This window comes from Variovorax sp. 20P10.2.4 (assembly GCF_058244205.1).
Map to the genome: position 1 here is coordinate 1 of NZ_JBZAYE010000166.1, position 13,042 is coordinate 13,042.

Below are 13,042 nucleotides of genomic sequence, written 5' to 3' on the forward strand. Positions count from 1 at the left end.
CGCTCAGCAGCTGCCGCTTGAGCGCGCCGTCGGGCAGCGCGCTCCACAGCGGGCGCACGTTGCTGCTCATGTGGGCACGGCCCTCGGCGGTGCCGAGGTCGCAGCCCTCGCGCGCGGCCTCGATCATGAAGCGCGACAGCGGCGTGGCCTCCTGCACGAAGCGCGCGAAGGCCTCGGCGCCGAACTCGCGGATGAAGCTGTCGGGATCGTGCTCGGCCGGCAGGAACAGGAACTTGATGCTGCGCGTGTCGGTGGCATAGGGCATGGCGCCGTCGAGCGCCTTGCGCGCCGCGCGGCGGCCGGCGGCGTCGCCGTCGAAGCTGAACACCACCGACTCGGTGAAGCGGAACAGCTTCTGCACGTGCTCGGTGGTGCAGGCCGTGCCCAGCGTGGCCACCGCATTCGGGAAGCCGAGCTGGGCCAGCGCCACCACGTCCATGTAGCCCTCGGTCACCAGCGCGTAGCCGCGGTCGCGGAACGCCGCGCGGGCCTCGTAGAGGCCATAGAGCTCGCGGCCCTTGCTGAAGACCGGGGTTTCGGGCGAATTCAGGTACTTGGGCTTCTCGTCGCCGAGCACCCGGCCGCCGAAGCCGATGCATTCGCCCTTGACGTTGCGGATCGGGAACATCACCCGGTCGCGGAAGCGGTCGTAGCGCTTGGCCTCGCTGGCCTCGACCTGGCCGTCCTCGGTGTTGACGATCACCAGGCCGCTTTCGGCCAGCAGCGGGTCCTCGTAGTCGGGGAACACACCCGCGAGCGTGCGCCAGCCCGGCGGCGCGTAGCCGATGCCGAACTGCTTGGCGATCTCGCCCGAGACGCCGCGGCCCTTCAGGTAGTCGATGGCGCCGGGCGCCTGGCGCAGGTGCTTGCGGAAGGCGTCGCCGGCCTTCTCGAGCACGTCGGTCAGCGTGGCCTGCTTCTGGCGCTGGCTGGCGGCGCGCGCGCGTTCGGCCGGCGAGGCGTCGTCTTCCGGCACCTGCAGGCCGTACTGGCCCGCGAGGTCGTGCACGGCCTCCACGAAGCCCATGCCGGCATGCTCCATGAGGAAACCGATGGCGTTGCCGTGGGCGCCGCAGCCGAAGCAGTGATAGAACTGCTTGGTCGGGCTGACCGAGAAGGAGGGCGATTTCTCGCCGTGGAAGGGGCACAGCCCCATGAAATTGGCGCCGGCCTTCTTGAGCTGCACGTAGCGGCCGACGATTTCCACCACGTCGGCGCGCGCGATGAGTTCCTGGATGAATGAAGCGGGGATGGTCATGTAGGCGGGGAGCGGCAAATCATACGCAAGCCGCGGGTCCCCCGCGACCCGACGGCATACTGGCGGCGACCGACCACCCCGCCCGCATGACGACGATCAATCCGCTGAAACACGCCGCCCCGCTGCTGCGCCACCCGCTTCGCTTCGGCTGGGACGCCCTGAAGGAGTTCCGCGCCAACCAGGGGCTGCTGCTGGCCGGTGCCGTGGCCTATTACGCGCTGCTGTCGATCGTGCCGCTGCTGATCGTCAGCGTGATCGCGCTGTCGCACGTGATCGACCAGGCCGAGCTGCTGCGCACCATCGGCCGCTACCTCGAATGGCTGCTGCCGGGGCAGTCGAAGGCCATCGTGGCCGAGCTCTCGAGCTTCCTCGATCACCGCGACGTGCTCGGGCCGGTGCTGCTGGTGACCATGGTGTTCTTCAGCTCGCTGGCCTTCAGCGTGCTCGAGAGCGCGATGGCGGTGATCTTCCACCACCGCAAGGCCGACCACAAACGCCATTTCCTGGTGTCGGTGGCCATGCCCTACGTCTACATCCTGTGCCTGTGCGTGGGGCTGCTGCTGGTCACGCTGGTGTCGGGCGCGCTGCAGCTCGTGGGGCAGGAGAGCGTCGACCTGCTCGGGCGCAGCTGGTCGCTGTCGGGCGTGTCGGGGCTGCTGCTGTACCTGCTGGGGCTGGGCGGCGAGATCTTCATGCTGACCTCGCTCTACCTCGTGATGCCGGCCGGGCGCATGTCGCTGCGCCATGCGCTGCTGGGCGGCATCACCGCCGCGCTGCTGTGGGAGGCCACGCGGCGGATCCTGATCTGGTATTTCTCGACGCTGTCGCAGGTGAACGTGGTCTACGGCTCGCTGACCACGGCGATCGTGGTGCTGCTGAGCCTGGAGATCGCGGCCACGCTGGTGCTGCTGGGCGCCCAGGTGATCGCGAACTACGAGCGCCTGGACCGCACCGGCAGCGCCAAGCCGCCGCGTGCGCCGCTCAGCGGGGCGGGAGTCGAATCGCTCCGTCCAGGCGAATCACTTCGCCGTTGAGCATGTCGTTCTCGATGATGTGCTTGGCCAGCTTCGCGTAGTCGGCCGGGGTGCCCAGGCGCGAGGGGAAGGGCACGCTGGCGGCCAGCGCGTCCTGCACTTCCTGCGGCATGCCGAACAGCATCGGCGTGCCGAAGATGCCGGGGGCGATCGTCATGTTGCGGATGCCGTTGCGCGCCAGGTCGCGCGCGATCGGCAGCGTCATGCCGACCACGCCGCCCTTCGAGGCGCTGTAGGCGGCCTGGCCGATCTGGCCGTCGTAGGCCGCGACCGAGGCGGTCGAGATCAGCACGCCGCGCTCGCCCGTGGCTTCGGGCTCGTTCTTGCTCATGGCGTCGGCGGCCAGCCGGATCATGTTGAAGCTGCCGATCAGGTTGACCGTGACGGTCTTGCTGAACACCGCCAGCGCGTGCGGGCCGTTCTTGCCCACGGTCTTCTCGGCCGGCGCGATGCCGGCGCAGTTGATCAGGCCGACCAGCTTGCCGAGCTGCAGCGCGGCCGCCACCGCGGCCTGGCCGTCGGCTTCCTGGCTCACGTCGCACTTCACGAACACGCCGCCGATGTCGCGTGCGACGGCTTCGCCCTTGTCGGCCTGCATGTCGGCAATGACGACCTTGGCGCCGTTGCCGGCCAGCATGCGTGCCGCGCCTTCGCCGAGGCCCGAAGCGCCACCGGTCACGATGAAAACCTTGCCGTCGATCTGCATGTAGGAGTCTCCTGAGGAAGAAAAGCCTTGCATTATCGAAGACGGCCCGGCGTGAGGCGGTTTCGGCGCGCGCATAAAAAAAAGGCCCCGTCCGAAGACGAGGCCCTGAATTGGATCCGTGAGGACCCAAGGAGACAACTGGTGGTGGTCGGCGGCTTAGCGCTTACGCGACGAAGCGGTCGCGGTCTTGGCAGCGGCGACGGCTTGCGTGGACACGGCGTTGAAGTTGGCTTCGGCGACGTCCGACGCTTGCTTGACGGCCTTTTGCACCGATTCGAAAGCGTTGTTGGCGGCGGCGACGGCGCTCTTCAGCACGGCGACGGCGGTTTCCGAACCGGCGGGAGCGTTCTTCGAGGCGCTGTCGACCAGGCCGACGAAGGCTTGCTGGGCTTCGCTGGCCTTCGATTCGAAGGCCTTGGTGAATTCGGCGCCGGTGCCTTGGGCGATTTCGTACAGGTGACGGCTGTAGGCGGCGGTCTTCTCGGCCAGGGGCTGGAACAGGCTGGCTTGCAGCGTCAGCAGTTCTTGCGCGTCCTTCACGCTCAGGGCGGCCTGGGCGGTGGTGGCGGCTTCGGACAGGGCGGCCTTGGAGGCGGTCACGTTGAGTTCGACGAGCTTCTCGACGCCTTCGAATGCCTTGGTGGTCAGGCCGAACAGGGTTTCGAGGTTGGCTTTTTGGGCGGCGAGGATCTGGTCAGCGGTCAGGGCCATTTGGAATCTCCGAAAGGGATGATGGTTGGTCTATTCACGTTGCGCTGCGCCTCGTCGGCTTTGTTGCGGTGCAGCATGGGCTCAAGTATAGGCAGCTGAAATCTCCGGGCAAGTGGTTTTTGTTGCTTTGCAGCAATTTAGAAGCGGCTTTCTAAACCGGGCCGACCGGCCTTGAAACGCGATGGCGGCCGCGGGTGTCGCGCAGTCGCCTGGAGCCGGCGAGGGCCGCTGGCAGAATCTCGCGCGATGACGACGCCTGCCTCTCCCAGCCCCAAGCCCGTGCCGCAATCGCGCGCCAGCTACCCCGTCTTCCGCAGCATTCCCACGCGCTGGATGGACAACGACATGTACGGCCACGTCAACAACGTCGTCTACTACAGCTGGTTCGACACGGCGGTGAACGCGCTGCTGATCGAGCGTGGCGCCCTCGACATCCACCAGGGCTCGACCATCGGCTTCGTGGTCGAGACGCAGTGCAACTACTTCGCGCCGCTGGCCTTCCCGCAGACCGTCGAGGCCGGCATCCGCGTGGCGCAGGCCGGCCGTTCCAGCGTGCGCTACGAGGTCGGCCTGTTCGCGCAGGGCGCCGATACCGCGGCGGCCCAGGGGCATTTCGTGCATGTCTACGTCGACCGCACGACCCAGCGGCCGGTGCCGCTGCCCGAGGCGCTGCAGCGTGTGGTCGATTCGCTGCGGGCCTGAACCCAAGAGAAACGGCGCCCTGAAGGCGCCGTCGTTGCGAGGTAAGTGAAGCGGCTTACTTCTTGGCCATCGCCTTGATGTCGGCCTTGCCCTTGTCCTCGTCGGCCTTGGCCTGCTTCACGCAGGCGGACTTGGCATCGCCGGTCTGGTCGTCGCACTTTTCCTTCGCGACTTCATAGGTGGCCTTCACCTTTTCCTCGGCCACCTTGCGGGCGTTGCTGTCGCTGGGCTTGAACTGCTGTTCGAGCTCGGCCTTGGCGACGTTCTCCTTGCCCTTGGCTTCCTTCTGGCAGACGTCCTTGGCGTTGTCCTTCAGCGTGTCGCACTGGGTCTTGGCGACCTTGTAGTCGGCCTCGATCTTTTCCTTGGCGACCTTGTGCTCGTCCTTGTTCATCTGGGCGCCGGCCTGGGTGGCGACGAAGCAGGTGGAGGCGAGCGCGAGCATGAGCAGGTGTTTTTTCATTTTGGAGTTCTCCTAGTCGATGGATGAGGGAAAGCGGAAGTCAGGACCTCAGTAGCGTTCGAACCAGAGCGCGTCCGGCGTGCGGCCGTCGCGCGATTCCCACTCCTTGACCTGCTTCTCGGCCTCGTCCCGGCTGATGCCGTGGCGTTCCTGGATGCGGCCCAGCAGCTGGTCGCGCTTGCCGGCGATGACGTCGAAGTCGTCGTCGGTCAGCTTGCCCCATTGCTCCTTGACCTTGCCCTTGAGCTGCTTCCAGTTGCCTTCGATGGTGTCCTTGTTCATGCGAATCTCCTTGAGAGGTTGATTCGGCGGGCCATTTCGCCGCCGTGAAAAGCACTGTCTACAGGTGCATTCACCCCAGCGGTAGGACGTGCAGTGCAGGGTCCGTAGGCACAGGCCGACGGGGGCCGTGATAATCGAGCGGCGCCCGAAAAACTTCGGGCCGGGACGACAGAGAGACAACGCGCGCCGCACCATGATCATTCACAGCCTGCTCGACACCGACCTCTACAAGTTCACCATGATGCAGGTCGTGCTGCATCACTTCCCGGGGGCACGCGTCGAGTACCGCTTCAAGTGCCGCAACCCCGGCGTCGACCTCGCGCAGTTCGCCAGCCAGATCCGCGAGGAGGTGCGCAGCCTCTGCTCGCTGCAGTTCCGCGATGCCGAACTGGCCTACCTGCGCTCGATGCGCTTCATCAAGAGCGACTTCATCGACTTCCTCGGGCTGTTCCGGCTCAACGAGAAGTACATCAACATCATTCCCCAGCCCTCGGGCGAGCTCGAGATCCGCATCCAGGGCCCGTGGCTGCACACCATCCTGTTCGAGATCCCGGTGCTGGCGATCGTCAACGAGGTCTACTTCCGCAACACGCAGAAGCGCCCCGACCTCGACGAGGGCCGCCGCCGGCTCGAGATCAAGATCGCGCAGCTGCAGGAGGCCGGCCTCGGCGACCTCAAGATCGCCGACTACGGCACGCGGCGCCGCTTCTCGAAGGACTGGCACGAGGAGGTGCTGCGCACCCTCAACGCGCGGCTCGGCGCGGTGACCTCGCCGCCCTCGAGCTCGCAGCCCGGCGGCCGGCTGCCGCAGCTCGCGGGCACCAGCAACGTGCTCTACGCGATGAAGCTCGGGCTGATTCCGCTGGGCACCATGGCGCACGAATACCTGCAGGCCTGCCAGGCGCTGGGCCCGCGGCTGCGCGACAGCCAGATCTTCGGCTTCGAGAGCTGGGCGCGCGAATACCGCGGCGACCTGGGCATCGCGCTGTCCGACGTCTACGGCATGAGCGCCTTCCTGCGCGACTTCGACCTGTACTTCTGCAAGCTGTTCGACGGCGCGCGCCACGACAGCGGCGATCCGTTCCAGTGGGGCGAGCGCATGATCGCGCACTACCTCGCGAACCGCGTCGACCCGCGCACCAAGACACTGATCTTCAGCGACGGCCTCACGGTGCCGCGCACCATCGAGCTCTACCAGCAGTTCCGCGGCCGCTGTCAGCTGGCCTTCGGCATCGGCACCAACCTCACCAACGACCTGGGCTACGAGCCGCTGCAGATCGTGATCAAGATGATCCGCTGCAACGACCAGCCGGTGGCCAAGCTCTCGGACACCCCGTCGAAGAACATGTGCGAGGACGAGAAATACCTGGCCTACCTGCGCCAGGTGTTCGAGATCGAGCAGCCTGCCGCCTGATGCGGATTCCGGCGACGGAACCGGGGGCTCTGGTACGGTACGGCCCCATGAAGACCACGATGCGCCCCGCGGTGTCGATGGCGCTGGCGACGCTGGCGTTGCTCGCTCCCGGCCTGGTCTTGGCGGCGGACTTCGACGGCAGCACGATCTCGCCGCTGTGGGGCGTGCCCTTCGCGGGCATCCTGCTGTCGATCGCCTTGCTGCCGCTGCTGGCGCCGGCCTTCTGGCATCACCACTACGGCAAGGTCGCGGCCGCCTGGGCGCTGGCCTTTCTGCTGCCCTTCGCCGCCACCTTCGGCGCAGCGCTCGCGGCCGGGCAACTGGTGCATGCGCTGGTGGCCGAGTACATCCCGTTCATCCTGCTGCTGACCGCGCTGTTCACGGTGGCCGGCGGCATCCACATCCGCGGCAACCTGCGCGGCTCGCCGGGGCTCAACACCGCCATCCTCGCGATCGGCGCGGTGCTCGCGAGCTTCATGGGCACCACCGGCGCGTCGATGCTGCTGATCCGCCCGCTGATCCGCGCCAACGACGACCGCGTGCACCGGGTGCACGTGATCGTGTTCTTCATCTTCATCGTCTCGAATGTGGGCGGCTCGCTCACGCCGCTCGGCGATCCACCGCTGTTCCTCGGCTTCCTCAAGGGCGTGGACTTCTTCTGGACCGCGCGCAACATCCTGCCCGACACGATGTTCGTGCTCGGCGTGCTGCTGGTCCTGTTCTACCTGATCGACCGCCACTACTACCGCAAGGAAGGCATCCTGCCGGTCGACCCCACGCCCGACACGCGCGGCATCGGCTTCGACGGCGCCGCCAACTTCTGGCTGCTCGCGGGCGTGGTGGCGTTGGTGCTCATGAGCGGCTTCTGGAAGTCCGGCGTGCACTTCGACGTGGCCGGCACCGAGGTCGGCCTGCCGGGGCTGCTGCGCGATGCCGGACTGATCGCCATCACGCTGGTCTCGCTGAAGATCACGGCGAAGTCGGTGCACCAGGCCAACCAGTTCGAATGGGGTCCGATGGCCGAGGTTGCCAAGCTGTTCGCGGGCATCTTCCTGACCATCATCCCGGTGATCGCGATGCTCAAGGCCGGCACGCAGGGACCGTTCGGCGCGGTCGTCTCGGCGGTCACGCGGCCCGACGGCCAGCCCGATCCCGCGATGTACTTCTGGGCCACGGGCGCGCTCAGTTCCTTCCTCGACAACGCGCCGACCTACCTGGTGTTCTTCAACACCGCGGGCGGCGATCCCGCGGCGCTGATGACCACCTACGCGACCACGCTCGCGGCCATCTCGGCCGGCGCGGTCTTCATGGGCGCCAACACCTACATCGGCAATGCGCCCAACCTGATGGTCAAGGCCATCGCCGAGAGTCGCGGCGTGCGCATGCCGAGCTTCTTCGGCTACATGGCCTGGTCGATGGCCATCCTGCTGCCGCTGTTCGTCCTCTCCACCTTCCTTTTCTTCCGCTAGCGAGACAAAGCCCATGAGCAAGCCCAAGATCCTGGTCGCCCGCGCGATCTTCCCCGAGACCCTCGAGCGCCTGGCGCAGCATTTCGAGATCGAGTCGAACCAGTCCGACGAGAGCTGGACCAGGGAACAACTCGCCGCGAAGCTGCAGGGCAAGCAGGGCGCCTTCACCACCGGCAGCGAGCGCATCGACGCGGCGCTGCTCGACGCCTGCCCCGACCTGAAGATCTGCGCCAACATGGCCGTGGGCTACAACAACTTCGACGTCGACGCGATGGCCGCGCGCGGCGTGGTCGGCACCAACGCGCCCGACGTGCTGACCGAGACCACCGCCGACTTCGGCTTCGCGCTGCTGATGGCCACCGCGCGCCGCATCGCCGAGAGCGAGCATTTCCTGCGCGCCGGCAAGTGGCAGAAGTGGAGCTTCGACATGTTCGCGGGCTCCGACATCCACGGCGCCACGCTGGGCATCATCGGCATGGGCCGCATCGGGCAGGGCATCGCGAAGCGCGGCGCGCACGGCTTCGGCATGAAGGTGATCTATCACAACCGTTCGCGGCTCGACGCCTCGCTCGAGGCCGAATGCAAGGCCACCTACGCGAGCAAGGAAGAGCTGCTCAAGACCGCCGACCACGTGGTGCTGGTGGTGCCGTACTCGGCCGCCTCGCACCACACCATCGGCGCGGCCGAGCTCGCGCTGATGAAGCCCACCGCGACCCTGGTGAACATCGCGCGCGGCGGCATCGTCGACGACGCGGCGCTGGCCGTGGCACTGCGCGAGCAGCGCATCGCCGCCGCGGGGCTCGACGTGTTCGAGGGCGAGCCCAAGGTCCATCCCGACCTGCTGACCGTGCCCAACGTCGTGCTCACGCCGCACATCGCGAGCGCCACGGTACCCACGCGCAAGGCCATGGCCGGGCTCGCGGCCGACAACCTGATCGCCTTCTTCACGGGCAAGGGCCCGCTGACGCCGGTCACGCCGGTGGCCGCCAGGTAAGCCATCTCCGCCGAACAAAAAAGAAAAGAAAGCGCCCCGCGATCCCCTTGGAACTCACCGACTTGATTCTTCTGGCCCTGGCGGTCGTGGCCGTCATCCAGCTCGTGCTCCTCGTCTGGCTGCTGGCCCGCCGGCCGCCGCCGCCCGATCATGGCGAGCTGCTCGCCGCCAACGAGCGCACCGAGCGCGAGCTGCGCCGCGAGATCGCGGAGAGTTCGCGCGGCGGACGGCAGGAAACCGCGCAGGCCTTCGCCACCTTCCAGCAATCGCTGGTGATGCAGGGCGCCGAGGCCACGCGTACGCAGAACGCCCAGCTCGATGCCTTCGCGCTGCAGCTCGCCACGCTGCAGAAGACGCTGGCCGACACGCTGGCGTCGCAGCTGCAGGGCCTGTCGGAATCGAACGCGCGCCGCCTCGCCGAGGTGCGCGCCACGATGGAAAGCCAGCTCACCCAGCTGCAGCAGGGCAACGCAGCCAAGCTCGACGAGATGCGCAAGACCGTCGACGAGAAGCTGCAGAGCACGCTCGAGGCGCGCCTCGGCGAGAGCTTCCGGCAGGTGGCCGAGCGGCTCGAGCAGGTGCACAAGGGACTGGGCGAGATGCAGACGCTGGCGGTCGGTGTCGGCAGCCTGCAGCGCGTGCTGACCAACGTGAAGACGCGCGGCATCTTCGGCGAGGTGCAGCTCGAGGCGCTGCTCGAGCAGGTGCTCACGCCCGAGCAGTACGCGCGCCAGGTCGAGACCAAGCCGCGCAGCGGGCAGCGGGTGGACTTCGCGATCCGCTTCCCGGGCCGCGGCGACGAGGGCGCGCCGGTCTGGCTGCCGATCGACGCCAAGTTTCCGCGCGACGACTACGAGCGCCTGATCGAGGCCCACGAGCAGGCCGACGCGGTGGCCGCCGAGCTCGCCGCCAAGGCGCTCGAGGCGCGCATCCGCGCCGAGGCCAAGTCCATCGCCGAGAGCTACCTCGCGGCGCCGCACACCACCGATTTCGCGATCCTCTTCCTGCCGGTCGAGAGCCTCTATGCCGAGGTGCTGCGGCGTCCGGGCCTGATGGACGCGATCCAGCGCCAGCATCGCGTAACGCTGGCCGGCCCGACCACCTTGCTCGCGATGCTCAACAGCCTGCACATGGGCTTTCGCACGCTGGCGCTCGAGCGCCAGGCCTCCGAGGTCTGGAAGGTGCTGGGCGCGGTCAAGACCGAGTTCGAGCGCTATGGCGAGTGGGTCGAGCGCGTGAAGGAACAGGTGGCGAAAGCCTCCGACACGCTCGACAAGGCCGATACGCGCGCCAGGCAGATGCGCCTGGCGCTGCGCAAGGTCGAGGCGCTGCCCGAGGGCCAGGCGCAGGCGCTGCTGCCGCCGCTGGCCGCGGGCACCGAAGGCATCGACGCCGATCCCGACAGCGGCTGCAAGCCGTGAAGGGCAGCGAACTGCTGCGCGTCATCGGCGCGCAGGTCTGCCTCCACGCCACCATGGCCGGCATGCGACTGGCCACGCCGCTGCTGGCGCTGCAGCAGGGCTACAGCGCGGCGGCCGTCGGCGTGCTGATCGCGCTGTTCGCGCTGACCCAGGTCTTCCTCGCGCTGCCGGCCGGGCGCTTCGCCGACCGCCACGGCTTCAAGCGGCCGCTGCTGCTGTCGGTGATCGCGGCCTCGCTCGGCGCGGGGCTGGTCTGGGCATTCCCGGTCTTTCCGGCCATGTGCGTGGCGGCGCTGCTGACCGGCGGCGCCACCGGCGCGACCGTGATCGCGCTGCAGCGCCACGTGGGCCGCTCGGCCACCACGCCGACCGAGCTCAAGCGGGTGTTCAGCTGGCTCGCGATCGCGCCCGCGGTGGCGAACTTCGTCGGCCCGTTCCTGGCCGGGCTGTTGATCGACCACGCGGGCCGCGCGGCCGCCGACATGCTGGCCTTCCGCGTCTGCTTCGCCGCCATGGCGCTGCTGCCCATCCTGTGCTGGCTGATGGCGCGCGGCGCGCACGAGCCGCCCCCCACGCCGCCGTTGCCCGGGGCGGTGCCCACGCGCGCCTGGGACCTGCTGCGCGAACCGATGTTCCGCCGCCTGCTGTTCGTGAACTGGCTGCAGTCCTCGAGCTGGGACGTGCATGCCTTCGTGCTGCCGGTGCTGGGGCACGAGCGCGGCATCAGCGCCTCGGTGATCGGCTCGATCCTCGGCGCCTTCGCGATCGCGGCGGCCGTGATCCGCATCGTGCTGCCGGCGATCGCCTCGCGCGCCTCCGAGCGCAGCGTGATCTTCGTCTCGACCCTGGTCACGGTCGGCGTCTTCCTGGTCTATCCGCTGCTGCCGACGGCCCTGAGCATGGGCGTGTGCTCGGTGGTGCTGGGCTTCGCGCTCGGCGCGGTGCAGCCGATGGTGATGAGCATGCTGCACCAGATCACGCCGCACAGCCGCCATGGCGAGGCGCTGGGGCTGCGGCTGATGACCATCAATGCCTCCAGCGTGGCGATGCCGATGCTGTTCGGCTCGCTGGGTGCTCTGATCGGCATCGGCGGCGTGTTCTGGGTCGTGGGCGGGGTGGTGGCGCTCGGTGCTCGCGCCACCTGGGGCTTGAAGGTGAGGGAGGAGGGGCACTGAACGGCGCCGAAGCCACTGCCGCCTTCCGGGAGACCCTGATCCAAATAAGATCAATTCTCATCTGATTGACAAGATAGTGACTTGAAGTCAGTATCGCCGCCTCTTCAACGAATCCCGAAGGCGGTCCCATGGACTCCCCATCCCGGGCGGCGATCGACGATCCGCGCCGCCGGCTCGCGCTCGTCGCCGCGGTCTATCTCGGCAGCTTCATCGCCACGCTCGACGTGAGCATCGTCAACGTCGCGCTGCCCACGCTGCAACGCGCGCTCGCTACCGACCTCGCGGGCCTGCAGTGGGTGATCGACATCTACGCGCTGTGCCTGTCGGCCTTCATGCTGTCGGCCGGACCGCTCGGCGACCGCTACGGCCGCAAGCGCGCCTGGCTGGCCGGCGTGGTGGTGTTCACCGTCGGCTCGGCGATGTGCGCGATGGCCGGCAGCCTGAGCACGCTGCTGGCCGGCCGCGCGGTGCAGGGCATCGCGGGCGCGCTGCTGATTCCGGGGGCGCTGTCGATCCTGGCCCATGCCTTTCCCGAGCCGGCGAGCCGCGCGCGCGTGATCGGCGGCTGGTCCTCGTTCACCGCGATCTCGCTGATCCTCGGGCCGATGCTCGGTGGTCTGCTGGTGGACCACACGGGCTGGCAGAGCATCTTCCTGATCAATCTGCCGATCGGCCTGCTGACCGTGGGCCTGGGGCTCTGGGGCATCCGCGAGACCTCGCACCCCGAGCATGCGGCGCTCGATCCGGCGGGGCAGGTGCTCAGCGTGCTGTGGCTCGGCGCGCTGACCTTCGGGCTGATCGCGGCCGGCGAGCACGGCTGGCTGTCGGGGCGCACCACGGTATCGCTGGCGCTGGCCGCGCTCGGTCTCGTGCTGTTCCTGGCGGTGGAGGCGCGCGTGCAGCGGCCGCTGCTGCCGCTGGGCCTGTTTCGCGACGCGCGCTTCTCGGTCACCAACTTCGCGTCCTTCGTGCTGGGCTTCTCGGCCTACGCGAGCCTGTTCTTCTTCTCGCTGTTCCTGCAGCAGGTGCAGGGCTGGTCGGCCACCGACACCGGCTGGCGCATGGTGCCGCAGTTCGTCGCGACCGGCATCGTGTCCTCGCAGTTCGGCCGGCTGTCGCGGCGCCATGGCGTCCATGCGCTGATGGTGGCGGGCTACGGCCTGATCGGCGCCGCGATGCTCGCGATGACGCTGCTGGCGGCCGACACGCCCTACGTGGTGCTCGCGCTGCTGTTCGTGGTGCTCGGCGCCGGCACCGGGCTGGCGGTGCCGGCCACCAGCACCGCGGTGATCGCCTCGGTGCCGGCGCAGCGCTCGGGCATGGCCTCGGCCACGATGAACGCGCTGCGCCAGGCCGGCATGCTGATCGGCATCGCGCTGCTCGGCACCTTGATGAGCAGCCGCGCCACCGCGC

The 13,042-nt window shown here is 68.3% G+C and carries 13 protein-coding genes; 8 read left to right on the plus strand and 5 right to left on the minus strand.

Features of this window, described 5'->3' with window-relative positions; translation table 11 throughout:
• Positions 1–1,258: DNA primase (gene dnaG, locus AC27VN_RS17375; RefSeq protein ID WP_490877317.1), on the minus strand; the 1,258-nt coding region annotated here is incomplete at its 3' end.
• An 86-nt stretch (positions 1,259–1,344) separates the two neighbouring features.
• Between dnaG and AC27VN_RS17380 the strand changes: the two genes are divergently transcribed.
• Positions 1,345–2,292 (plus strand): YihY/virulence factor BrkB family protein, encoded by a 948-nt coding sequence (locus tag AC27VN_RS17380; protein ID WP_490877318.1) that lies wholly within the window; start codon positions 1,345–1,347, stop codon positions 2,290–2,292.
• On the opposite strand, the gene AC27VN_RS17385 is transcribed toward AC27VN_RS17380, so the two are convergent.
• Entirely contained in the window at positions 2,240–2,998 is a 759-nt protein-coding gene (locus AC27VN_RS17385; protein WP_057590419.1) for a 3-hydroxyacyl-CoA dehydrogenase, read from the minus strand. The genes AC27VN_RS17380 and AC27VN_RS17385 overlap by 53 nt on opposite strands.
• Before the next feature lie 156 nt (positions 2,999–3,154).
• Entirely contained in the window at positions 3,155–3,709 is a 555-nt protein-coding gene (locus tag AC27VN_RS17390; protein WP_057590418.1) for a phasin family protein, read from the minus strand.
• Positions 3,710–3,955: 246 nt separating this feature from the next.
• Here AC27VN_RS17390 and AC27VN_RS17395 point away from each other — a divergent pair, with 246 nt between their 5' ends.
• Positions 3,956–4,411, plus strand: coding sequence for an acyl-CoA thioesterase (locus AC27VN_RS17395; protein ID WP_296792798.1), 456 nt, complete (start codon positions 3,956–3,958; stop codon positions 4,409–4,411).
• 55 nt (positions 4,412–4,466) lie between these two features.
• Here the strand turns inward: AC27VN_RS17395 and AC27VN_RS17400 are convergent, their stop codons facing one another.
• Together AC27VN_RS17400 and AC27VN_RS17405 are read right to left on the minus strand one after the other, a co-directional pair.
• Complete coding sequence (locus AC27VN_RS17400; RefSeq protein WP_057590416.1) at positions 4,467–4,874, minus strand: hypothetical protein; 408 nt, start codon at positions 4,872–4,874, stop codon at positions 4,467–4,469.
• Positions 4,875–4,922: 48 nt separating this feature from the next.
• Complete coding sequence (locus AC27VN_RS17405) at positions 4,923–5,156, minus strand: CsbD family protein (protein ID WP_081268647.1); 234 nt, start codon at positions 5,154–5,156, stop codon at positions 4,923–4,925.
• Between the two features lie 193 nt (positions 5,157–5,349).
• On the opposite strand from AC27VN_RS17405, the gene pncB reads away from it, so the two are divergent.
• From pncB to AC27VN_RS17435, 6 genes are all read left to right on the plus strand, one after another.
• Positions 5,350–6,570 (plus strand): nicotinate phosphoribosyltransferase, encoded by a 1,221-nt coding sequence (pncB, locus tag AC27VN_RS17410; protein WP_093343057.1) that lies wholly within the window; start codon positions 5,350–5,352, stop codon positions 6,568–6,570.
• A 47-nt stretch (positions 6,571–6,617) separates the two neighbouring features.
• Positions 6,618–8,039, plus strand: a complete 1,422-nt coding sequence (locus AC27VN_RS17415; RefSeq protein WP_490877319.1) for a sodium:proton antiporter — start codon at positions 6,618–6,620, stop codon at positions 8,037–8,039.
• Between the two features lie 13 nt (positions 8,040–8,052).
• Complete coding sequence (locus AC27VN_RS17420) at positions 8,053–9,033, plus strand: 2-hydroxyacid dehydrogenase (RefSeq protein WP_490877320.1); 981 nt, start codon at positions 8,053–8,055, stop codon at positions 9,031–9,033.
• A gap of 47 nt (positions 9,034–9,080) precedes the next feature.
• Positions 9,081–10,454: a DNA recombination protein RmuC gene (locus AC27VN_RS17425; RefSeq protein ID WP_490877321.1), complete on the plus strand. Its 1,374-nt coding sequence runs from the start codon at positions 9,081–9,083 to the stop codon at positions 10,452–10,454.
• Positions 10,451–11,629, plus strand: coding sequence for an MFS transporter (locus AC27VN_RS17430; protein WP_296778148.1), 1,179 nt, complete (start codon positions 10,451–10,453; stop codon positions 11,627–11,629). The genes AC27VN_RS17425 and AC27VN_RS17430 overlap by 4 nt, the downstream gene beginning before the upstream one ends.
• Positions 11,630–11,757: 128 nt before the next feature.
• Positions 11,758–13,042, plus strand: a 1,285-nt coding sequence (locus AC27VN_RS17435; RefSeq protein WP_490877322.1) for an MFS transporter, incomplete at its 3' end; no start/stop codon positions are given.

Bases quoted from the DNA above. Each gene is read 5' to 3' on its own strand.
- AC27VN_RS17380 (WP_490877318.1), top strand. From the start codon at position 1,345: ATGACGACGATCAATCCGCTGAAACACGCCGCCCCGCTGCTGCGCCAC.
- AC27VN_RS17385 (WP_057590419.1), bottom strand. From the start codon at position 2,998: ATGCAGATCGACGGCAAGGTTTTCATCGTGACCGGTGGCGCTTCGGGC.
- AC27VN_RS17390 (WP_057590418.1), bottom strand. From the start codon at position 3,709: ATGGCCCTGACCGCTGACCAGATCCTCGCCGCCCAAAAAGCCAACCTC.
- AC27VN_RS17395 (WP_296792798.1), top strand. From the start codon at position 3,956: ATGACGACGCCTGCCTCTCCCAGCCCCAAGCCCGTGCCGCAATCGCGC.
- AC27VN_RS17400 (WP_057590416.1), bottom strand. From the start codon at position 4,874: ATGAAAAAACACCTGCTCATGCTCGCGCTCGCCTCCACCTGCTTCGTC.
- AC27VN_RS17405 (WP_081268647.1), bottom strand. From the start codon at position 5,156: ATGAACAAGGACACCATCGAAGGCAACTGGAAGCAGCTCAAGGGCAAG.
- pncB (WP_093343057.1), top strand. From the start codon at position 5,350: ATGATCATTCACAGCCTGCTCGACACCGACCTCTACAAGTTCACCATG.
- AC27VN_RS17415 (WP_490877319.1), top strand. From the start codon at position 6,618: ATGAAGACCACGATGCGCCCCGCGGTGTCGATGGCGCTGGCGACGCTG.
- AC27VN_RS17420 (WP_490877320.1), top strand. From the start codon at position 8,053: ATGAGCAAGCCCAAGATCCTGGTCGCCCGCGCGATCTTCCCCGAGACC.